Raw genomic sequence first — 20,571 nt, 5'->3', positions numbered from 1 at the left:
TCATATCCAAGATGAATCATATCCATGATGGACCCTATCCAAGACGGACCCTATCCATGATTCCTGCCTATTCTCAGGCTTCCGGCGCTTCTGCCCGGAAGCTTTTTTGCATCTCCTACCCGAGCCGGCGGCCATCTCGGGGGTTGGGAATAATTTTCATTGCACAAGAACATACATTCTCGTTTATAATAAAATAAGAATATATGTTCCTATATCGAGGGGGTCAAGGCATGGAATTCCGGAAGTGGATCGGACGTGAAGTGGAGATGATTTACGAGGACGCGAAGGGCAGCTTGAGCCGCCGGCTCGTACGCGTGGAAGGGCTTAGCGGCAAGCATTTGAAGGCTTTCGATCTGGCCAAGCGGCAGCCGCGCACGTTCCGTACGGATGGAATTCTGGCGCTGATGCCGGCCGCCCGCCGCGCGGTCTGAGCAGGGCGTCCATGGCCCGCCTCCTTTCGCTTCCATTTCTGCAAGTCCGAGGGGCCGCCCAAGCCGCGGCTTTTCTTTTTAAATTGCACGATGTCATGTATAATGGCTCCTAGAGATCAAGCCTAACGGTTTCCCCGCCTTATGCGGCGGAGAACGTTCGCGTAGAGAAGAGAAGAAGGGATGCGCGCTTGATATCCTTTCTTATCGGACAAGACTTTGAAGGAGTTGTTTTCATTGGCGCTCTCATGTGGCATAGTCGGTCTTCCCAACGTGGGCAAATCGACGCTTTTCAACGCAATTACTCAGGCTGGAGCGGAATCCGCCAACTATCCGTTCTGCACGATCGACCCTAACGTCGGCGTCGTGGAAGTTCCCGACGAGCGGCTGGATAAATTGACCGAGCTCGTCGTGCCGAAGCAGACCGTGCCGACCGCATTCGAATTCGTGGACATCGCGGGCCTCGTCGCCGGCGCCAGCAAAGGCGAAGGCCTCGGCAACAAATTCCTCGCCCATATCCGCGAAGTGGACGCCATCTGCCATGTCGTGCGCTGCTTCCAGGACGAGAACATCACCCATGTATCGGGCAAGGTCGATCCGCTGGGCGACATCCAGACGATCAACCTGGAGCTTATCCTCGCGGACATCGACTCCGTCGACCGCCGCATCGACCGCTCCCGCAAAAACATGAAGGGCGGCAACAAGCAGTACGCCCAGGAAGTCGAAGTGCTGGAGCGAATCAAGGAAGCTCTCTACAACGACCAGCCGGCGCGCAGCGTCGAGCTGAACGATGAAGAGAAGACGCTGATCCGAGACCTTCACCTGCTGACGATGAAGCCCGTGCTCTATGCGGCCAACGTGAGCGAGGAAGAAGTCGCCGATGCCGAAGGCAATCCGTATGTGAAAATCGTGCGCGAGTTCGCCTTGGCGGAAAATGCCGAAGTCGTGCCGATCAGCGCGAAGGTCGAAGCCGAGATCGCGGAGCTCGAAGGCGAAGACAAGGCGATGTTCCTGGAGGAGCTCGGCATGGAGGAATCCGGCCTGAACCGCCTGATCAAGTCCGCGTACAAGCTGCTCGGCCTGTACACGTACTTCACGGCCGGCGTGCAGGAAGTCCGCGCCTGGACGATCCGCAAAGGCATGAAGGCGCCTCAGGCTGCCGGCGTCATCCACACGGACTTCGAGCGCGGCTTCATCCGCGCCGAGGTCGTGTCCTATGACGATCTCGTCGCCGCAGGCTCCATGAACACCGCCCGCGAGCGCGGCCAGCTGCGCCTCGAAGGCAAGGAGTACGTCGTCAAGGACGGCGACGTCATGCATTTCCGCTTCAACGTCTAGCGCGGATTCAAGAACCGAGGGAAGCCGATTCGTCCGGCCACGCCCTTGGCGCAGCCAGCCCTGCCGCCGATTATCGGCGCGCAGGGCGTTTTGCGGTGCGCCGGGAATTTGGACAGGCCGCGCGTTTTTCCACGGCTTAACCATTTATGAATAAGTCTCATATATGGTATAATGGATGTCAGGACTTTTTTTACAGAATATTACTAGGGGTGAAGTCAGGTGTTGGACCGTTTACAAGCGCTTGCGGACCGGTACGAAAAACTGAGCGAGCTGCTGTGCGATCCTGATGTAGCCAGCGATCCCAAGCGGCTCCGGGATTTGTCGAAGGAACAATCGGATCTTCAAGGCGCTTACAGCGCTTATACGGAATATAAAGAAGTGCATGCCCAGTACGAGGACGCCAAAGCGATGCAAGGCGAGAAGCTCGACGACGAGATGCGCGAGATGGTCAAGATGGAGCTCGAGGAGCTGGGCGAGCGGCTCGCCGGGCTTGAGGAGCAGGTTCGCGTCCTCTTGCTGCCCAAGGATCCCAATGACGACAAGAACGTCATCGTGGAGATCCGCGGCGCGGCGGGCGGCGACGAGGCGGCGCTGTTCGCTTCCGATCTGTACCGCATGTACACCCGCTTCGCGGAGACCCAAGGCTGGCGCGTCGAGCTGATGGATGCGAGCGAGAACGATCTTGGCGGCTTCAAGGAAGTCATCTTCAAGATCACCGGCAAGGGCGCGTTCAGCAAGCTGAAGTTCGAGAGCGGCGCGCACCGCGTGCAGCGCATCCCGGTGACGGAATCCGGCGGCCGGATCCATACGTCCACGTCCACCGTGGCCGTCATGCCGGAAGTCGAGGAAGTCGAGATCGAGATCCACGACAAGGATATCCGCGTCGACACGTTCTGCTCCAGCGGAGCGGGCGGCCAGTCGGTCAACACGACCAAGTCCGCCGTGCGCGTGACGCATGTGCCTACCGGCATCGTCGCCACCTGCCAGGACGGCAAGTCGCAGAACGACAACAAGGCCAAGGCGCTGCAGGTTCTGCGCGCCCGCATCTATGATATCCACCGCCAGGAAGAAGAAGCCAAGATCGCCGGCGAGCGCAAGAGCAAAGTCGGCACGGGCGACCGCAGCGAGCGGATCCGCACGTACAACTTCCCGCAAAGCCGCGTGACCGATCACCGCATCGGCCTCACGCTGCATCGCCTCGATTCCGTCATGAACGGCGACATGGGCGACATCGTCAATTCCCTTTCGCTCGCCGAGCAGGCCGAGCTGCTGGAGCGCGAAAATCTCGCCTAAGCGGGATTGAGACGGCTTCGGCTGCGGATTGCGATTGCAGTTTTAGCATCGGAATTGCAGTGCAAAGCGCATCGCAGCATGCACAGTGCATCGCGGCACACAGCGCATAGCGGCACAAAGCGCAGCGCATAGCGGCATGCATAGAGTATCGCAGTGCACAGTGCATCGCAGCATGCACAGCGCATCGCGGCACACAGCGCAACGCAGTGTACATGGCATCGCAGCATGCACAATGGCCAACATACGCCCCAAGCCCGCCGATCGGGATGGGGCTTTTTTTCATCAATGCGCAGGTCATCACCCTTCAGGAGGCTCGAAAACATGAGCGATAACGATCAAGGCCGGGCAGCGGAGCTTTTCCGCCAAGAAGCAGGGACTTCGATCCAGGCCGCCCGCAAGCTGGCTGAAGCCTATCTGGACCGCTGCGGCGTGGAGGAAGCGGGGGACAACGCCTCCCTTTTGCTTCAGCATCTGCTCGGCTTGAACCGGGCGGAGCTGCTGCGCGACGGCCGGGAGACGTTCCCGCCGGAGCGGCTGGCGGCTTGGGAGGAAGCCATCACCCGCAAGGGGCGGGGAGAGCCCGCGCAGTATATAGCCGGGGAGCAGTGGTTCTACGGCCGGCCGTTCGCCGTCACGCCGGCCGTGCTGATTCCGCGCCCCGAGACAGAGCTGCTCGTGGAGGCGGTGCTGGAGGCGGCGGACCGGCTGTGGCCGCATGCGGCAGGTTCGGCTGCCGCGGCCGGGGCATTGCCGGGCAGCGCCAAGCCTGCCGCATCCACTTTGCGGTCTGCAGGCCTGGAAGCGACGGCTGCCGCTGCCGCGCCTGTCGTCCTCGACGTCGGCACGGGCAGCGGCGCGATCGCCGTCACGTTGGCCGCGGAGCGCCCAGCATGGCGGGTGCATGCCTCCGATCTGTCTCCTGATGCGCTGCGTACAGCCGAGTGCAACGCTCTCCGTCTCGGAGCTGCGCTGAGCGCGTTTATAGAGGGAGACCTGCTGCAGCCTTTTTTGGCTTCCGGCGGGGGGAGCATGGAGGGACTCGAAGTCGACGTACTTGTGTCTAATCCCCCTTACATTCCGGCCGGCGACTTGCCGGGGCTGCAGCGGGAAGTCAGGGAATTCGAGCCGAGGCTTGCTCTCGACGGCGGGGAGGACGGCCTCAATCCGTATCGCGCGATGGCTGAGCAGCTCAGATCTTTGACGCGGCTTCCGTCCGTCGTGGGCTTCGAGCTCGGCATCGGACAAGCCCGGCAGGTCGCTGCGCTGCTTGAGGAAATCGGGCATTGGGACGACATCTCGATCGTGACCGATTATGGCGGCATCGAGCGCCATGTCGTTGCAGTCAGGACGATAGGCTCTGAAATGTAGAAGCCGATGCCATTTCCATGCGATCAGGGACGGAGCTGCCGCGCTGCAGCTCTGCCCTGCGTCCGGTGCTGCGGGAGTCGAGCGCTGATCATGACGCCGATTTTGCGGCTAATGCAGGAGGGCGCTGCCGCACGGAGAGATGACAATCCGGACAGAATGCTTGGTTGCAGAGAACGGCCTTCGCAACCGAGGCTTATAAATGGCTAGGGGAGGGCAGCTCACGCTGTCTTCGGCACCTTGCCTCCTCGTTACAGGCCAGCCTTCCCCGATTCAAGCCCTCTTAATCTCGCAATCTTCGAAATTCAGATTCGCAGGCAAGGTATAGAAGAGCAGAGAGCGGACATACTGGAGCATAGAGACGTTCCGGAACGCAAGCGGCGGTGCCGACGGGTGCCCGAGAGGAGCTTGTGCAATGTCCGTTCATTCCTATACTTCGGTGTCCCGCCCTTATCCGTCGGCAGCTTCCCGTCCTTATTCGGCATCAGCCCATTCGTACCGGTTCCCGTTCCGCCTGTCCTACCTGTACCTCATTGTCTGTGTCGCCTTCCTGATGATGAGCTGGGAAAATGTCCGCAACGATGCCGCTCTGGCTCAAAGCTCCATTCCTAGCGAGGCCATCCGGCTGCGCATCCTCGCCAACTCGGATTCCGCCGTCGACCAGGCTACGAAGCGCGTCGTGCGCGATGCCGTCGTGCAGGCGATGAACGGCTGGGCCGCAGGGCCTCAGACGATCGAAGAAGCCCGTGCCACGCTGCATTCCCGCATGGGGGAAATCGAAGGAATCATAGCCCGCACGCTGCAGGATCGCGGATTCTCCTACAGCTACAAAGCCGAGCTCGGCCAAGTGGCTTTCCCCACTAAAGTCTACGGCGAGCAGGTTTATCCGGCAGGCGACTATGAAGCGCTCCTCATCACCCTTGGCGAAGGAAAAGGCCAGAACTGGTGGTGCGTCCTTTTCCCTCCGCTGTGCTTCCTGGACTCATCGTCCGGCGACGCGTCTCCTAAGGCAGAGGCTGCTGCTGCGGTTGAGGACAGCAAGCCGGACCGGCTGTCGAAGGCCGATGCCGGCAAATCTGCCTCGGCCAAAACCGATGCTCCTGCAGAGGCAGGGCAAGCCCCAGAAGCCAAATTTTTCATCTGGGAGCTGATTGAGTCGTTCTTTTCCTTCCTGCGCGGCCTCTTTGCCTGATGGGCTGGGCGGGAGCTACTCGGCGTCCGAGAATGCAAGAGGCGCCTTTGGCGGACAACGATGTCCGTTCAGCCGGAGTCCGTCTCTACTGCCGGATGGCGCGCCATCCAAACGGCTTGATATCTACGTTTACCCCTTATCAATGACGATGGGATCTGCCTGCCGGCGGCCGTTAGCAGTCTTTGCAAGGGGTGTTTTCATTTCCTGCCTGCATGGACGGAAGGCATCGGAAGGTTGGTAACGCGGCTGCGCGAGAGGTATACTGAAGCTATATCGCCGGGGGCTTCCGCGGCAATCCCGGATGAGAAGGAATGGAACCGAATGACGACGACAAGCACGATTTATTGGAGAAGCGGAGCGGCGGGAGCTGTTTCGGCAAAAGAATTGCAGGAAGCGGCCGATCTGCTGCGTTCCGGCGGAACGGTGGCTTTTCCGACGGAAACGGTGTACGGCCTCGGCGCGGATGCCCGCAGCACGGCGGCGGTAGAAAGCGTGTTTCAAGCGAAAGGCAGGCCGTCCGACAATCCGCTGATCGTCCATATCGCCGATGAGCGGCAGCTGGAAGGGCTCGCTGCAAGCCTGACGGAGACGGAGCGCGGCTTGATGAGGTCCTTCTGGCCCGGTCCGCTGACTCTCGTGCTCCCGGCGCTTCCGGATGCCGTATCGCCGCGCGTGACGGCGGGGCTGGATACGGTCGCGGTCCGCATGCCGGACCACCCGCTGGCGCTGGCTCTGATCCGTGAAGCGGGCTGTCCCGTCGCGGCGCCGAGCGCGAACCGCTCGGGCCGTCCAAGCCCGACTGCTGCCTCGCATGTGCTGGAGGATCTGGCCGGACGGATCGGCGGCGTGCTGGACGGCGGAGCGACCGGAGTCGGGCTGGAGTCGACGGTTGTCGAGGCTATCGGAGAGCGGTCGGTCCGCATCCTGCGGCCCGGCGGCGTAACGCCGGAGCAGCTGCGGGCGGCGGGGTACGCCGTCGAGTTCGATGCCGGAGCCGGCATCCCGGCCCTTGGGCGGCCGGCGTCCCGGACGGCGGTCTCCGGGACCGCTGCTTCCCAGCCGACGGCGCCCCGCTCGCCCGGCATGAAATACGCCCACTATGCGCCGCGCGGGGAGATGACCCTCGTATCCGGCTCGCCGGAAGAGGTGCGCGCATATATCCAAGCCGAGGCCGATGCGGCGTCTGCGCAGGGGCTGCGCACCGGCATTCTCGCCTACGAGGAGACGGAGGCTTCCTACCGGGCCGATGCTGTTCTAGCCTGCGGCTCTCTCGGGAAGCTGGAAAGCGCCGCCCGATCGCTCTATTCCGTTCTGCGAGAGTTCGACGAGCTTGGCGCCGAGCGGATTTGGGCCGAAGCCTGCCCGTCGGAAGGCATCGGTCTTGCTCTGCTTAACCGGCTGGCCAAGGCCGCCGGCGGCAGGCAGGTCGATGCGGGCTAAAGGCAGCTCCATCTGCGGGCTGGCCTCAGCTTGATTTATTTTCCTGATGCTTCATAGGCTATCGGACATACGATCCGTTATTTCACACAAATCGTGCGTTAAAATAATTTTAACGGACATAGGATCCGCTATTTCAAGGAAAGACATAGAAAACAGCGGGTTTCTGCACAAATAGCGGAACGTATGTCCGATAATTGCAAGGAAACCGGCTTTCGGGCGAAATAGCGGAACGTATGTCCGATAAAACGGTGGGTTCCCCGCTATGTGCTGAAATGCGAAGGGCAATAATCCCTGCTGCTCGTATGGCTGCAGTCCATGCGTCAGACCTCGTCCCGCTCTGCGAGCCAGGTCCAGCGCGTCACCTCGCCCCGCTCTGCGAGCCAGGTCCAGCGCGTCTGCTCGTCCCGCCCAGCGAGCCAGGTCCAGCGCGTCTGCTCGTCTCGCTCTGGCGTCTGCTCGTCCCGCCCAGTGCATCTGACCAAGCCAGGTCCAGCGCATCTGACCTCGCCCCGCTCTGCGAGCCAGGTCCAGCGCGTCACCTCGCTCCGCTCTGCGAGCCAGGTCCAGCGCGTCACCTCGCCCCGCTCTGCGAGCCAGGTCCAGCGCGTCACCTCGCCCCGCTCTGCGAGCCAGGTCCAGCGCATCTGACCTCGCCCCGCTCTGCGAGCCAGGTCCAGCGCGTCACCTCGCCCCGCTCTCCGGGACAGGTCATATTCTCTCTCCTTGTCCGCATAAGCTGGATAGAACAAGCCAGCGTAGGTAAGGAGAGATTGCGCAAATGTTGGAAGCGGGACTGCATGAAGGACAGCTGCTCACTTTATTGATCATGGCGCTAGCTCTCGGGATGGATGCCTTTTCGCTGGGAGTCGGCATCGGAATGAGAGGCATCCGGATCCAGGACATCTTGAAGCTGAGTCTGATTATCGGCATTTTCCATGTCGTCATGCCGCTTCTGGGCTTGTACACGGGCCATTACATGAGCTTTCTGCTTGGTCACGTGGCGACGGCCGCGGCGGGAATCCTGCTCATTCTGCTCGGCGGCCATATGCTTCTCGCCGCTTGGAGAGGCGATGGCGAATCGCCGTCCTTCACGGACCACAGGACCGCGGGGGGCATGCTGCTGTTCGCTCTGAGCGTCAGTGTCGATTCCTTCTCCGTCGGAATTTCGCTGGGTATGTTCGCGGCCGACCTGATTCTCACCATCCTTCTGTTCGGAATGGCCGGAGGGCTGATGTCGGTAGCCGGACTGCTGGCCGGCCGGCGCATCGGGAGAAGCATGGGGAGCTACGGGGAAGCGGCTGGCGGGGCGATTTTACTTACTTTCGGCATCCTCTTCCTGCTGTAGGGATATCCCGGCGGCAGGGGAAGCCGCTCAAGGGAAAAGGAGAGGGAGTCCATGCGCATCTTGTTTGTCTGTACCGGAAACACTTGCCGTTCCCCGATGGCAGAGGCATTCCTGAGGGAGCTCTCGGTTGAGAGGGGGCTGCGGCTTGAAGTCCGCTCAGCGGGAGTATCGACCGTGGACGGATTGCCTGTATCGCGCCATGCGCTTCAGGTGCTGGAAAATAACGGCATCGCTCATAAAGGCGCATCGACGCCTGCGAGCGAAAGCCTGCTTGAATGGGCCGATCTCGTGCTGACGATGACTTCCTCCCATAAGCAAGCGCTTCTGAGGTATTGGCCGGGAGCTTCCGGAAAAGTCCATACCTTGAAAGAATACGCCTCGCCGGGACAGGATGGAGCGGCCGGAGAACTGGACAGGCACTATAGCGAAAGAATGATCGCCCAGTCGCTTGGCCGCCGTCCCGACGACGCAGTGGAACGGCGGATCCGGGAGCTGGAACGGCAGCTTCCCCTTCCGGACATCGCCGATCCGTACGGAGGCTCCTACGAGGATTACGCCCGCTGCGCGGAGGAAATCCGCGAGGCGCTGTCGAGCTTGCTGGAGCGTCCGGAATTCCAATCCGGATCATCCGAAAGGAATGAAGGATAGCGGGATCGGCCGCGGCAGCGCGCCTTTTTTCGGATCGCATTCATTGGGAAAAAGAGGCCTTGCAGAAGGCTTATCCATCATTGACTTTCCCTTTTCGTGTAAGCTATGATGAAAGCAAGAAACACGGTTTCCGGTGTAACTGGCGACGAAGTGGGAATAACCACGATGGAGCATCGGAACATACGGCCGGTCGCCTGGGCAGAGAGCAAGCACGCAATCTTTTTTGCGCGCGTTGCTCTCTTTGTCATTTTGGGTAGTCTCGTCTAAAAGGCCTTCGGTCCGGTATAATAGAACCGAAACGGTGAACTTGTCCTTTCTTCCGGGAGCCGCTTGCAGCGGAGACGGAAAAGGGGCTGAGACAGGAGGATGCTGGGATGACGAATGGATCGAAGCCGGAGGCGGCAATAACAGCCGGGGTCGAAACGCTTGTGCGCGAGCTCACTGGCGGCGGACGCCTGCGGGAAGGGCAGCTGCTCGTTCTCGGAGTCAGCACGAGCGAGGTGCTCGGCAGGCATATCGGCACCTCGGGCAGCACGGATGCAGCAGCGGCGATATTTGCCGGCGTGGAGGCGGCGCGCAAGGAGATCGGCTTCACGCCGGTGTACCAGTGCTGCGAGCATTTGAACCGGGCGCTCGTTCTGGAGCGTGCCGTTGCCGAGAGGCTCGGACTGGAGCAAGTCGCCGCCGTGCCGGTCCCTGGCGCCGGCGGCTCGATGGCCGCTTATGCCTACCGTCACCTGGCGGATGCTTGCCTCGTGGAGACGGTGCAGGCTCATGCCGGCATCGATATCGGCGAAACGCTCATCGGCATGCATTTGCGCCGGGTTGCCGTGCCTCTGCGTCCTTCCCTGAAGCAGATCGGCGAAGCGCGTGTGACGATGGCGTTCACCCGGCCGAAGCTGATCGGAGGCTCCCGCGCCGTCTACGAGCTGCCGCCTGGGGATGATTTGTCCGGCTCTGCCGGAAGCTGCGACTGAAAGGCGAGCCTGCCTTAAGCACTGATGTTCTAAACACTGATGTTCTAAACACTGATGTTCTAATCACTGATGTTCTAATCACTGATGCATCCATTATGAGGGAGGACTTGATCCAACATGGAAAATCTCCGCAAGCAGGATCCTGAAGTATTGAAGGCAATGGGGCTCGAGCTGCAGCGCCAGCGCGACAACATCGAGCTGATCGCATCGGAAAACATCGTCAGCGAAGCCGTCCTTGAAGCGATGGGCAGCGTTCTGACGAACAAATACGCTGAAGGCTATCCGGGCAAGCGCTACTATGGCGGCTGCGAGCATGTCGACATCGTGGAAGACATCGCGCGCGACCGCGCGAAGGAGCTGTTCGGCGCCGAGCACGCCAACGTCCAGCCGCATTCCGGCGCTCAGGCCAACATGGCGGTTTACCTGGCTGCCCTTAAGCCTGGCGACACGGTTCTCGGCATGAACCTGGCCCATGGCGGCCATCTGACGCACGGCAGCCCGGTCAACGCATCCGGCCTCTACTATAACTTCGTCGCATACGGCGTCGAGGAAGACACGTTCACGATCGACTACGACAACCTCCGCAAGGCGGCCTTCAAGCATCGCCCGCGCATGATCGTAGCCGGAGCGAGCGCTTATCCGCGCATCATCGACTTCGAGAAGATCGGCCAGATCGCCAAAGACGTCGGCGCGCTCTTCTTCGTCGACATGGCGCACATCGCCGGCATGGTGGCCGCCGGCCTGCACCCGAGCCCGGTGCCGCACGCGCATTTCGTGACGACGACGACGCACAAGACGCTGCGCGGACCGCGCGGCGGCCTGATCCTCACGACCAAAGCCTGGGCGGCTGCCATCGACAAGGCCGTCTTCCCGGGATCGCAGGGCGGCCCTCTGATGCACATCATCGCGGCCAAAGCCGTGGCATTGGGCGAGGCACTGCAGCCTGAATTCAAAACCTACGCCAAAAACGTCATCGACAACGCGAAGGTGTTGGCCGATTCCCTGTCGGGCAAAGGCCTGAACATCGTCTCCGGCGGCACGGACAACCACCTCATGCTGCTCGACACCCGCAATCTGAACATCACGGGCAAGGAAGCCGAGCATGTGCTTGATTCCGTCGGCATCACGGTGAACAAAAACGCCATCCCGTTCGATCCGACCAGCCCGTTCGTTACGAGCGGCATCCGGATCGGAACGCCGGCCGCGACTTCGCGCGGCATGGACGCGGACGCGATGCGCACGATCGCCGACGTCATCGACATGACCCTCCGCAGTCCGAAGGACGAGGCCGTCCTGGCCAAGGCCAGCGCCATCGTACGCGAGCTCACGGGCCGCTTCCCGCTCTATACCGATATCAAGTATTAATAGGCAAGAAACCCCCGTCCGGCGATTCTCCGCTGGACGGGGTTCTTTGCGTGGACAGCCGTTCAGCCGCCTTGTTCTGACGAGCCGGGCACAGCTTATCTCTCCGTATGCCTGCGATGGAACCGGGGGCGGATCCGGCCGGCCAGCCAAGGAAATACGGAAGCAAGGAGGCAAGGACAAGGCCTGCCTGGAGCCATCTGCTTCCGCAGCGATATTTCGCCTTCTACAATGCTTGATGCGCTCGCTCTTGGGGAATGCTATAATAGTTGGGATTATGCTCCGATGCTGTCGGAGAAAAGCAAATTTTAGCGAAATTCAGGAGGGCAACCCCCATGGGCAATCTGGTCATATGCGACCATCCGCTTATCCAGCACAAGCTGACGTATATTCGGGACAAAGACACCAAGACCAAAGACTTCCGCGAGCTTGTCGACGAAGTAGCCACGCTGATGGCCTATGAGATCACGAGGGAAATGCCCCTGGACACGATCCGGGTGGAGACTCCCGTCGCCGTGGCCGAATCCAAAGTACTGTCCGGCAGGATGCTCGGCATCGTGCCTATTCTGCGCGCCGGCCTGGGCATGGTCGACGGCATCCTCAAGCTGATTCCGGCCGCCAAGGTAGGGCATATCGGCCTCTCACGCGACCATGACACGCTGCTGCCGACGGAATATTACATCAATCTTCCTACAGACGCGACGGAGCGGCTGCTCATCGTCGTCGACCCGATGCTGGCGACCGGCGGCTCGGCCAACGCCGCCATCGAAGCGCTCAAGAAGCGCGGCTGCACCCAGCTCAAGCTGATGGTGCTGATCGCTTCTCCGGAAGGGATTCGCGCCATTCAGGAAGCGCATCCCGAGATCGACATTTACGCCGCGGCCGTGGACGAGAAGCTCAACGAGAAGGGCTACATCATTCCGGGCCTGGGCGACGCCGGCGACAGGATGTTCGGAACGAAGTAAGGGGGAGAATTAACCGCATGGAGAAACTGAAAGTGATGACCGTCTTCGGCACGAGGCCGGAGGCGGTCAAGATGGCTCCGCTTGTGCTGGAGCTGCAGAAGCATTCGGAGCAGATCGAGCCGATCGTCTGCGTGACGGCCCAGCACCGCCAGATTCTGGACCAGGTGCTGGAGCTTTTCCGCATCAAGCCGGACTATGATCTCAACGTCATGAAGGACCGCCAGACGCTGACGGAGACGACCGTCCGCGTGCTGGAGGGAATCGAGCCCGTGCTGAAGGAGGCCCGTCCGGATATCGTGCTCGTGCACGGAGACACGCAGACGACGTTCCTGGCCAGCTATGCTTCGTTCCTGCAGCAGATCCAGGTGGGCCATGTCGAAGCGGGCCTGCGCACCTGGAACAAGATGTCCCCGTATCCGGAGGAGATGAACCGCCAGCTGGCCGGCGTTCTGTCGGACGTGCACTTCGCGCCGACGGACTGGTCCGCAGGCAATCTGCGCCGGGAGAGCAAGCCGGAATCCGCGATCTATGTGACGGGCAATACGGCGACGGACGTCTTCCAGTATACGGTGGATCCGGAATTCACCCACCCGATGCTGGACTGGGCTGCCGGCAAGCGCCTCATTCTGATGACCGCCCACCGGCGCGAATCGCTCGGCGAGCCGCATCGCAACATCTTCCGCGCCGTCAAGCGCATCGCCGATGAGTTCGACGACATCGCCATCGTGTACGCCGTGCACCCGAATCCCGCCGTGCGCGAGCCGGCGCAGGAGCTTCTGGGCAATCATCCGCGGATCAAGCTGATCGAGCCGCTGGACGTGTTCGAGATTCACAATTTCTTCCCGCATACGTATCTGCTGCTCACCGACTCCGGCGGCATGCAGGAGGAAGCTCCTTCCTTCGGCATTCCGACGCTGGTGCTGCGCGACACGACCGAGCGGCCGGAAGGGATCGAGGCCGGAACGCTGGAGCTGGTCGGCACGGACGAGACCCGCGTCTACGAGCGGACTCGCGTGCTGCTTACCGACCAGGGAACGTATGAGCGCATGAGCCAGGCGGCCAATCCTTACGGAGACGGGGCTGCATCGGAGAGAATCGTCGCCGCCATCCTGCATCATTTTGGCAGAGGCGAAAGACCTGAGCCGTTCACACAACGTTCATAGTTTTCGGGGGAAGAGCGTCAACTCCAACAACGACACAGCATACAGTTCAACTGTATGGTTTGCCAAAGCGAAAAATCCCGTCATTTCAAGGTTTTTTTGCCCAAGTTCACGGAAAGTTTGCTATTATCAAAATTGACAAACCTTCGATTGCTTGGATAAAATAATGAGGGTTGATAGGGGACAAACCATGGCCAGGAAGAGCAAGGGAGAAGACCCGCTGAAGGCGCTTGCGCTTGTAGGCGCGCTTGGCATCGATGTCGCCATATGCACGTACATCGGTTATTGGCTCGCTGCCCGTTACGGGGGAACTCCAGGATGGATCATCGCCGGGGTGTTCGCCGGGCTGGCGGCAGGAATTGTTTCCGTCATCTTTATCGTCAGAAAGGTTCTGGAGGACAGCAATGAATGAAGTGCTCAAGATGACCAAGTCAGCGGTCTTGCTGCTTGCAGCCGCGCTGCTGCTCGTCTGGGTTCTGCTTCCGGACTGGCGCACGGTTGCCGCAGGCTGCCTGCTTGGCATGGCGGCAGGATCGTTCAACGCCTTTCTTCTGCGCAGGCGGGTCCAGTGGATCGGGGTCATGGCTTCCGGGGAGGCTCCCAAAAGGGCAGGCACCGGAATGGCCGGCAGAATCGCGATGGTGCTGCTCGTCGTCATGATCGCACACCGCAAGCCGGACTATTTCAATCTTCCCTCCGCCTTGGCCTCATGTTTTGCGGTGCCTTTTGTTATACTGGTATGCGCTTTCTTTGTCAATCTCCGGCTACGCCGTGGAAAGGGGTGAAATTTAAGGTATGCATGAATTTCCGATTTACCATTGGAATGGACTTAACATCGACGTTTCAGCGTTTATCGCGATTACGGTATCGGTCATCGCGACGTTCGTCCTGGTCAAGCTGCTGACGCGAAAACTGTCGATTGCCAATCCTTCCAAGGCGCAGAACTTCATGGAATGGGCGGTTGACTTCGTTCACTCGACCATTGCAAGCACGATGCCGCTGAGCCGGGTTCGTCCGTTTCTTGGTCTTGGCTTGACGTTGATTCTTTTCATCTTCGTCTCCAACCTGCTCGGTCTTCCGTTCGGCATCGTGACCGAAATCCACCATCCGGGCTGGGGGGTTGCCGCCGAAACGCTCGCCAAGCATGACGGCCATGCGGAGCTGGCGTGGTGGAAATCTCCGACAGCAGACCTATCCGTTACTTCCGGACTGGCGCTGATCGTTTTCCTGCTCGTCCATTTCCTCGGCATGAAGATGAACGCCAAGCATTATTTCCAGCATTACTTCAAGCCTTATCCGATTTTCTTCCCGCTGAACATCATCGAGACGATCGCGAAGCCGGTCACGCTGGCTCTCCGTTTGTTCGCGAACATCTTCGCGGGCGAGGTGCTGATCGCCACCATCCTCATGCTTGGCGTCATCGGTACGCCGTTCATGATTATCTGGCAGGGCTTCAGTATTTTCGTAGGCGCCATCCAGGCGTTCCTGTTCACGATCCTCACCATGGTGTACATCTCGCAAGCCGCCATTCACGACGAAGACGGCGCGCACTGATCCACAGCAGTTCGTACTGATTCCGAGGACGTCGCGTACGGCTTCGGTCGGTGTTGAAATAACCCACACTCACCCAATTTAGAGGAGGATTTTAAACAATGGAAGTATTGGCAGCAGCAATCGCAGTTGGTCTCGGCGCAGTAGGCGCGGGCGTAGGTAACGGTCTTATCGTCAGCAAAACAGTAGAAGGCATCTCCCGCCAGCCGGAAGCGGCAAGCAAGCTTCAAACGACGATGTTCATCGGCGTAGGTATCGTCGAAGTCGTGCCGATCATCGGCGTTGTTATCGGCTTCCTCGCTTTCTTCAAATAATAGCAGCAGAATCTGCTGAACTCGACATGGCGGGGAAGGCCATTGCCCTCCACGCCATCGTCATAAAAATCGGGGTTTGCCCTAAAGCTTGAAGCTTAGTCGGCATTCCGATTGTCCGAGCAGCAGCGCCGCGTCGCCTGACCGGCAGCGGGCTGCACGGCATGAATGTGAATGGCAAGTGAAAGGAGAGCGGTCATGTCCTGGCATTGGGAGTCTTTTGTGTACGCGATCGTCGCGTTCCTCATTCTGTACTGGCTGCTGAACAAGTATGCGTTCGGTCCCCTGTTCGGAATCATGGAACAGCGCCGCCAAATGGTACTTGAGCAGATGAATGCGGCCGAGAACAGCCGCAAGGAAGCTTCCGCCGAAATGGAAGCCCAGAAGCAAGCTCTGGCGCAAGCGCGCCAAGAAGCAAACGATATCATCGAAAAGGCTCGGATCACGAGCACGAAGCAGGCCGACAGCATCATCGACACGGCCCGTTCCGAAGCATCCCGCCTCAAAGACGATGCCGTCCGCGACATCGAGAGCGAGAAGAACAAAGCCATCGCTTCCCTGCGCAGCGAAGTCGGCAGCATGTCCGTCGCGATTGCATCCAAGATCGTCGAGAAGCAAATCGACGAGAAATCGCAGGAGCAAATTGTTGACAACTACCTCAAAGAGGTAGGAAGCAAATGAGCCGCGACACGGTAATCGCAAAACGTTACGCGCAGGCGCTGTACGATGTTGCGAGCACGCAAAACCTGGTGGCGGAAGTGCGCCAGCAGCTTGAGCTGATTGCCGGAGCCTTGGCATCCGACGGAGACGTATCCCGTTTCCTGTCGACGCCTGGAATTGAGCCGTCGGTCAAGCTGGACATCATCAAAAAAGCAATCGGGGACCGCGTGTCCTCTATTGTTCTGAATACGGTCACGCTCCTGATCGAACGCGGCCGCCAGTCGGCGGTCGGCAGCGTCAGTGAAGCCTATGGCCGAATTGCCGACGAAGCCTCCGGCGAATCGCGCGCGACCGTTTATACGGCGGTCGCGCTCAGCGAAGCCGAGCTCGCAAAGGTGCTCCAGCAATTCGGAGTCATCTCGGGGCGGCGCATCATCGGCGAACAGGTCGTCGAGCCTTCCCTTCTGGGCGGCATCAAGGTCCGCATCGGAGACAAGATCTATGACGGATCCCTCTCCACCAAGCTGGATCGCCTGAGCAAGCAAATCAATTCCCAAGCACTGTAGACAGGGGTGAAGAAGTTGAGCATCAGACCTGATGAAATCAGCACGCTGATTAAGCAGCAGATTGAACAATATAAATCCGAGATCCAAGTCGACGAGGTCGGAACGGTTATCCAAGTCGGCGACGGCATCGCTCGCGTGCACGGCCTTGAGAACGCTATGGCCGGCGAGCTGCTCGAGTTCTCCAACGGCGTTGTAGGCATGGCGCTCAACCTTGAGGAGAGCAATGTCGGTGTCGTTATCCTTGGACCTTACACGGATATCCGTGAAGGCGACCAAGTGAAGCGCACGGGCCGCATCATGGAAGTGCCTGTGGGCGACGCCCTTCTGGGCCGCGTTGTCAACGCTCTGGGCCAGCCGCTTGACGGCAACGGTCCGATCGCGACGACGGCTAGCCGTCCAATCGAATCGCCGGCACCGGGCGTCATGGCCCGTAAATCCGTATTCGAGCCCATGCAGACGGGCATCAAGGCGATCGACGCCATGATTCCGATCGGCCGCGGCCAGCGCGAGCTCATTATCGGCGACCGCCAAACGGGTAAAACGCAAATCGCGATCGACACGATCGTCAACCAAAAGGGCAACGGCGTGGTTTGCATCTACGTCGCTATCGGTCAAAAGCAATCCACGGTTCGTACGGTTGTCGAATCCCTCCGCCGCCAAGGCGCGCTGGATTACACGATCGTCGTAACGGCGAGCGCTTCCGAGCCGTCCCCGCTGCTTTACATCGCTCCTTACACAGGCTGCTCCATGGGCGAGTACTTCATGTACAACGGCAAGCATGTTCTCGTCATCTACGATGACCTGTCCAAGCAAGCCGCCGCTTACCGCGAGCTGTCCCTGCTGCTTCGCCGCCCACCGGGCCGGGAAGCATATCCGGGCGACGTCTTCTACCTGCACTCCCGTCTGCTGGAGCGCGCGGCCAAGCTGAACGACGAGCTCGGCGGCGGATCCCTTACGGCGCTTCCGTTCATCGAGACGCAAGCCGGGGATATCTCCGCTTACATCCCGACGAACGTCATCTCCATCACGGACGGACAGATCTTCCTGGAGGCCGACCTGTTCTACTCCGGCCAGCGTCCGGCTGTCAACGTCGGCAACTCCGTATCCCGCGTAGGCTCCTCCGCTCAAACGAAGGCGATGAAAAAGGTAGCCGGCACGCTGAAGCTTGACCTTGCCCAGTACCGCGAGCTGGCGGCATTCGCCCAATTCGGCTCCGATCTGGACAAAGTAACCAAGTCCCGCCTTGACCGCGGCGAGCGCACGCTGGAAATCCTGAAGCAAGGCATCAACCAGCCTATGCCTCTGGAGCGCCAGGTGGTCTCCCTGTTCGCGGTAACGCGCGGCCATGTGGATGATATCCCGGTTCAGGACGTCAGTCGCTTCGAGGGCGAGCTGCTGAGCTTCGTGGATGCCAACAAGCCGGAGATTCTGACTTCCATCCGTGATACCAAAGACCTCTCCTCCGACAACGAGAAAGCTCTTGTAGCTGCCATCCAGGACTTCAAGAAAGGCTTCTCCCGTTCGGTTTAATAGCAAGGAACGATGATGCCGGTCCCCGTGCCTGATTATGGGCATGGGGCCGATAAGTAAGGTGGTGAGTACTAATGGCAAAAGGCATGCGGGAGATCAAGCGCTCGCTCAAGAGCAAGCAGAATATGAAGCAGATCACCAAAGCGATGGAAATGGTCGCTGCGGCGAAGCTTCGCCGCGCGCAGGAGGCGGCATTGTCGGCCCGTCCTTACACGGACAAGATCCGCGAAGTCGTCTCCAGCATCGCCGCCGGTGCAGGCAGCATTCGTCATCCTATGCTGCAGTCGCGCGAGGTGAAGCGCACAGCTTACCTGATCGTGACGTCGGACCGCGGACTCGCTGGCGGTTACAACATCAACGTACTGCGCAAGCTGACCAATACGATCGCCGAGAAGCACCGGTCCAAGGACGAGTACGAAATCCTCGTTGTCGGCCGCAAGGGCAGCGCCTACTTGACGCGCCGCAGCATGAACATCGCCGAGGAAGTGACGGGAATCTCCGACTCCCCGAAATACGGCGATATCAAGCCGGTTGCCTACAAAGCCGTTCAAGGCTTCGAGGAAGGCCGTTATGACGAGGTCTATATCGTCTACAACCGCTTCATCAATGCCATTTCCCAGATTCCGACGATGAAGAAGCTGCTGCCGCTGAGCTCCGATGAGTTCACCGGTTCTGCGGCGCAGTACGAGTACGAGCCGGATGCGGAATCCGTGCTCAGCGTCCTGCTGCCCAAGTATGCCGAGACGGTCGTGTACAGCGCGATTCTCGAAGGCAAGGCGAGCGAATTCGGCGCCCGGATGACGGCAATGGGCAATGCTACGAAGAATGCGACAAAGCTCATCGGCGAGCTTACGCTCTCTTACAACCGCGCGCGTCAGGCCGCGATCACCCAAGAAATCGCGGAGATCGTCGGCGGAGCAAGCGCCCAGCAATAATCACAAGCAGAAGAGCAGGCTGCGGCCTGCTTCATAGATGCACGTGCAACTATCTTTACTACAGGAGGGACCCCCATGAGCAACGGTCGCGTTGTCCAGGTACTGGGACCGGTTGTCGACGTTGAATTCGACAACGGCCATCTGCCAGAAATCCTGAACGCAATTAAGATTGAACAAAAGGCCCAGAACTCTTCCGAAAAAGACGTGAAGCTGACTCTCGAAGTGGCCACCCACCTCGGAAACAACACAGTTCGCTGCGTCGCGATGTCCTCCACGGACGGCCTCGTGCGCGGTACGGCTGCTGTTGATACCGGCGCGCCAATCACCGTGCCGGTCGGACCGGCTACGCTCGGCCGCGTATTCAGCGTTGTCGGCGATCCGATCGACAACAACGGAGACGTAGACCGCAGCATCACGCTGCCGATCCACCGTCAAGCTCCGGTATTCGAGGATCTGTCCACGCAGCAGGAAGTTCTGGAAACCGGCATCAAGGTCATCGACCTGATGGCTCCGTACGCCAAGGGCGGCAAAGTCGGCCTGTTCGGCGGCGCCGGCGTAGGCAAAACGGTAACGATGCAGGAGCTTATCCACAACATCGCTTCCGAGCACGGCGGTATTTCCGTATTCGCCGGCGTAGGCGAGCGTACTCGTGAAGGCAACGACCTTTACCACGAGATGAGCGAATCCGGCGTTATCGAGAAAACGGCCATGGTATTCGGCCAGATGAACGAGCCTCCAGGCGCGCGCCTTCGCGTAGCCCTGACCGGTCTGACGATGGCGGAATACTTCCGCGATCAAGAAAACCGCGACGTGCTTCTGTTTGTCGACAACATCTTCCGCTTCACGCAGGCGGGCTCCGAAGTATCCGCGCTGCTCGGCCGCATGCCGTCCGCGGTAGGTTACCAGCCGACGCTGGCAACCGAGATGGGCCAGCTGCAAGAGCGCATCACTTCCACCAAGAACGGCTCGGTTACGTCGATCCAGGCGATCTACGTTCCTGCCGATGACTACACCGACCCGGCTCCTGCCACGGCGTTTGCCCACTTGGACTCCACGACCAACCTGGAGCGTAACATCGCCGCTATGGGTATTTTCCCGGCTGTCGACCCGCTGGCATCGTCCTCGCGCGTCCTGACTCCGGAAATCGTCGGCGAAGAGCACTATCAAGTGGCTCAAAGCGTGAAGAAGCTTCTTCAGCGCTACAAAGAGCTGCTCGATATCATCGCCATCCTCGGCATGGACGAACTGTCCGAGGAAGACAAGCTCGTCGTGCTTCGCGCACGCCGCGTCCAGCTGTTCCTGTCGCAGCCGCTTCACGTTGCAGCAGCGTTCAACGGCATGCCTGGCCTGTCCGTACGGATCAAGGATACGGTTCGGGGCTTCAAGGAAATTCTTGAAGGCAAGCATGATGATCTTCCGGAACCAGCATTCCATAACGTCGGAACGATTGAAGACGCCGTTGCCAAAGCGAAGAAGCTCGCTCAAGAGGTTTAATCCTCGGCGGA

At 59.9% G+C, this 20,571-nt stretch carries 22 protein-coding genes and 1 riboswitch; of the genes, 21 read left to right on the top strand and 1 reads right to left on the bottom strand.

Annotated features, from left to right (window positions below):
- Positions 1–230 precede the first annotated feature (230 nt).
- The 6 genes from ACLBWT_RS10390 (at position 231) to ACLBWT_RS10365 (ending at position 7,056) form a co-directional block, all read left to right on the top strand.
- Positions 231–431: a hypothetical protein gene (locus tag ACLBWT_RS10390; RefSeq protein WP_076357767.1), complete on the top strand. Its 201-nt coding sequence runs from the start codon at positions 231–233 to the stop codon at positions 429–431.
- Positions 432–665: 234 nt separating this feature from the next.
- Positions 666–1,766, top strand: coding sequence for a redox-regulated ATPase YchF (gene ychF / locus ACLBWT_RS10385; protein WP_447662992.1), 1,101 nt, complete (start codon positions 666–668; stop codon positions 1,764–1,766).
- A 219-nt stretch (positions 1,767–1,985) separates the two neighbouring features.
- Positions 1,986–3,059, top strand: a complete 1,074-nt coding sequence (prfA, locus tag ACLBWT_RS10380; protein WP_076357768.1) for a peptide chain release factor 1 — start codon at positions 1,986–1,988, stop codon at positions 3,057–3,059.
- Between the two features lie 321 nt (positions 3,060–3,380).
- The gene (gene prmC, locus ACLBWT_RS10375) at positions 3,381–4,427 is read left to right on the top strand and encodes a peptide chain release factor N(5)-glutamine methyltransferase (protein WP_447662991.1); all 1,047 of its coding nucleotides are present in this window, start codon (positions 3,381–3,383) and stop codon (positions 4,425–4,427) included.
- Positions 4,428–4,839: 412 nt separating this feature from the next.
- Positions 4,840–5,616: a stage II sporulation protein R gene (gene spoIIR, locus ACLBWT_RS10370; RefSeq protein ID WP_447662990.1), complete on the top strand. Its 777-nt coding sequence runs from the start codon at positions 4,840–4,842 to the stop codon at positions 5,614–5,616.
- Between the two features lie 321 nt (positions 5,617–5,937).
- The gene (locus tag ACLBWT_RS10365) at positions 5,938–7,056 is read left to right on the top strand and encodes an L-threonylcarbamoyladenylate synthase (RefSeq protein ID WP_447662989.1); all 1,119 of its coding nucleotides are present in this window, start codon (positions 5,938–5,940) and stop codon (positions 7,054–7,056) included.
- A gap of 320 nt (positions 7,057–7,376) precedes the next feature.
- Here ACLBWT_RS10365 and ACLBWT_RS10360 read toward each other — a convergent pair whose 3' ends face one another.
- Positions 7,377–7,805 carry a hypothetical protein gene (locus tag ACLBWT_RS10360; RefSeq protein WP_447662988.1) on the bottom strand — a complete coding sequence of 143 codons (429 nt, stop codon included), beginning with the start codon at positions 7,803–7,805 and terminating at the stop codon, positions 7,377–7,379.
- A gap of 29 nt (positions 7,806–7,834) precedes the next feature.
- Between ACLBWT_RS10360 and ACLBWT_RS10355 the strand changes: the two genes are divergently transcribed.
- From ACLBWT_RS10355 to atpD, 15 genes are all read left to right on the top strand, one after another.
- A complete protein-coding gene (locus ACLBWT_RS10355; protein WP_447662987.1) occupies positions 7,835–8,401 on the top strand; it encodes a manganese efflux pump MntP in 567 nt (188 codons plus the stop codon).
- Positions 8,402–8,452: 51 nt separating this feature from the next.
- Positions 8,453–9,049: a low molecular weight protein arginine phosphatase gene (locus tag ACLBWT_RS10350; RefSeq protein WP_447662986.1), complete on the top strand. Its 597-nt coding sequence runs from the start codon at positions 8,453–8,455 to the stop codon at positions 9,047–9,049.
- A gap of 125 nt (positions 9,050–9,174) precedes the next feature.
- Positions 9,175–9,256: riboswitch (ZMP/ZTP riboswitch) on the top strand.
- A gap of 167 nt (positions 9,257–9,423) precedes the next feature.
- A complete protein-coding gene (locus tag ACLBWT_RS10345) occupies positions 9,424–10,026 on the top strand; it encodes a TIGR01440 family protein (protein ID WP_447662984.1) in 603 nt (200 codons plus the stop codon).
- A gap of 117 nt (positions 10,027–10,143) precedes the next feature.
- Complete coding sequence (locus ACLBWT_RS10340; RefSeq protein ID WP_447662983.1) at positions 10,144–11,391, top strand: serine hydroxymethyltransferase; 1,248 nt, start codon at positions 10,144–10,146, stop codon at positions 11,389–11,391.
- A 332-nt stretch (positions 11,392–11,723) separates the two neighbouring features.
- Complete coding sequence (upp, locus tag ACLBWT_RS10335; protein ID WP_447662981.1) at positions 11,724–12,353, top strand: uracil phosphoribosyltransferase; 630 nt, start codon at positions 11,724–11,726, stop codon at positions 12,351–12,353.
- 17 nt (positions 12,354–12,370) lie between these two features.
- On the top strand, positions 12,371–13,516 hold the full coding sequence (wecB, locus tag ACLBWT_RS10330) for a non-hydrolyzing UDP-N-acetylglucosamine 2-epimerase (RefSeq protein ID WP_447662980.1): 1,146 nt from the start codon (positions 12,371–12,373) through the stop codon (positions 13,514–13,516).
- A gap of 187 nt (positions 13,517–13,703) precedes the next feature.
- Entirely contained in the window at positions 13,704–13,925 is a 222-nt protein-coding gene (locus ACLBWT_RS10325; RefSeq protein WP_447662979.1) for an AtpZ/AtpI family protein, read from the top strand.
- Positions 13,918–14,298: an ATP synthase subunit I gene (locus tag ACLBWT_RS10320; RefSeq protein ID WP_447662977.1), complete on the top strand. Its 381-nt coding sequence runs from the start codon at positions 13,918–13,920 to the stop codon at positions 14,296–14,298. Before ACLBWT_RS10325 ends, ACLBWT_RS10320 begins: the two co-directional genes overlap by 8 nt.
- A gap of 10 nt (positions 14,299–14,308) precedes the next feature.
- The gene (gene atpB, locus ACLBWT_RS10315) at positions 14,309–15,067 is read left to right on the top strand and encodes a F0F1 ATP synthase subunit A (RefSeq protein WP_447662976.1); all 759 of its coding nucleotides are present in this window, start codon (positions 14,309–14,311) and stop codon (positions 15,065–15,067) included.
- A gap of 98 nt (positions 15,068–15,165) precedes the next feature.
- A complete protein-coding gene (gene atpE / locus ACLBWT_RS10310; protein ID WP_076357776.1) occupies positions 15,166–15,378 on the top strand; it encodes a F0F1 ATP synthase subunit C in 213 nt (70 codons plus the stop codon).
- A 195-nt stretch (positions 15,379–15,573) separates the two neighbouring features.
- The gene (gene atpF, locus ACLBWT_RS10305) at positions 15,574–16,056 is read left to right on the top strand and encodes a F0F1 ATP synthase subunit B (RefSeq protein WP_076357777.1); all 483 of its coding nucleotides are present in this window, start codon (positions 15,574–15,576) and stop codon (positions 16,054–16,056) included.
- A complete protein-coding gene (locus ACLBWT_RS10300) occupies positions 16,053–16,601 on the top strand; it encodes a F0F1 ATP synthase subunit delta (protein WP_049868380.1) in 549 nt (182 codons plus the stop codon). Before atpF ends, ACLBWT_RS10300 begins: the two co-directional genes overlap by 4 nt.
- Before the next feature lie 15 nt (positions 16,602–16,616).
- Positions 16,617–18,131, top strand: coding sequence for a F0F1 ATP synthase subunit alpha (atpA, locus tag ACLBWT_RS10295; RefSeq protein WP_447662973.1), 1,515 nt, complete (start codon positions 16,617–16,619; stop codon positions 18,129–18,131).
- A 74-nt stretch (positions 18,132–18,205) separates the two neighbouring features.
- The gene (gene atpG / locus ACLBWT_RS10290; RefSeq protein WP_447662971.1) at positions 18,206–19,066 is read left to right on the top strand and encodes an ATP synthase F1 subunit gamma; all 861 of its coding nucleotides are present in this window, start codon (positions 18,206–18,208) and stop codon (positions 19,064–19,066) included.
- 75 nt (positions 19,067–19,141) lie between these two features.
- Positions 19,142–20,560 (top strand): F0F1 ATP synthase subunit beta, encoded by a 1,419-nt coding sequence (gene atpD, locus ACLBWT_RS10285; protein WP_447662970.1) that lies wholly within the window; start codon positions 19,142–19,144, stop codon positions 20,558–20,560.
- Positions 20,561–20,571: the final 11 nt, after the last annotated feature.

The sequence above is a fragment of the Paenibacillus sp. D51F genome, assembly GCF_053345695.1.
Note: the sequence above shows the minus strand (reverse complement) of the source record. Positions and strands in the feature narration are given on the sequence as shown.

Coding starts and splice junctions, on each gene's coding strand:
- ACLBWT_RS10390 (WP_076357767.1), top strand. CDS start 231: ATGGAATTCCGGAAGTGGATCGGACGTGAAGTGGAGATGATTTACGAG.
- prmC (WP_447662991.1), top strand. CDS start 3,381: ATGAGCGATAACGATCAAGGCCGGGCAGCGGAGCTTTTCCGCCAAGAA.
- spoIIR (WP_447662990.1), top strand. CDS start 4,840: ATGTCCGTTCATTCCTATACTTCGGTGTCCCGCCCTTATCCGTCGGCA.
- ACLBWT_RS10365 (WP_447662989.1), top strand. CDS start 5,938: ATGACGACGACAAGCACGATTTATTGGAGAAGCGGAGCGGCGGGAGCT.
- ACLBWT_RS10355 (WP_447662987.1), top strand. CDS start 7,835: ATGTTGGAAGCGGGACTGCATGAAGGACAGCTGCTCACTTTATTGATC.
- ACLBWT_RS10350 (WP_447662986.1), top strand. CDS start 8,453: ATGCGCATCTTGTTTGTCTGTACCGGAAACACTTGCCGTTCCCCGATG.
- ACLBWT_RS10345 (WP_447662984.1), top strand. CDS start 9,424: ATGACGAATGGATCGAAGCCGGAGGCGGCAATAACAGCCGGGGTCGAA.
- ACLBWT_RS10340 (WP_447662983.1), top strand. CDS start 10,144: ATGGAAAATCTCCGCAAGCAGGATCCTGAAGTATTGAAGGCAATGGGG.
- upp (WP_447662981.1), top strand. CDS start 11,724: ATGGGCAATCTGGTCATATGCGACCATCCGCTTATCCAGCACAAGCTG.
- wecB (WP_447662980.1), top strand. CDS start 12,371: ATGGAGAAACTGAAAGTGATGACCGTCTTCGGCACGAGGCCGGAGGCG.
- ACLBWT_RS10325 (WP_447662979.1), top strand. CDS start 13,704: ATGGCCAGGAAGAGCAAGGGAGAAGACCCGCTGAAGGCGCTTGCGCTT.
- ACLBWT_RS10320 (WP_447662977.1), top strand. CDS start 13,918: ATGAATGAAGTGCTCAAGATGACCAAGTCAGCGGTCTTGCTGCTTGCA.
- atpB (WP_447662976.1), top strand. CDS start 14,309: ATGCATGAATTTCCGATTTACCATTGGAATGGACTTAACATCGACGTT.
- atpE (WP_076357776.1), top strand. CDS start 15,166: ATGGAAGTATTGGCAGCAGCAATCGCAGTTGGTCTCGGCGCAGTAGGC.
- atpF (WP_076357777.1), top strand. CDS start 15,574: ATGTCCTGGCATTGGGAGTCTTTTGTGTACGCGATCGTCGCGTTCCTC.
- ACLBWT_RS10300 (WP_049868380.1), top strand. CDS start 16,053: ATGAGCCGCGACACGGTAATCGCAAAACGTTACGCGCAGGCGCTGTAC.
- atpG (WP_447662971.1), top strand. CDS start 18,206: ATGGCAAAAGGCATGCGGGAGATCAAGCGCTCGCTCAAGAGCAAGCAG.
- atpD (WP_447662970.1), top strand. CDS start 19,142: ATGAGCAACGGTCGCGTTGTCCAGGTACTGGGACCGGTTGTCGACGTT.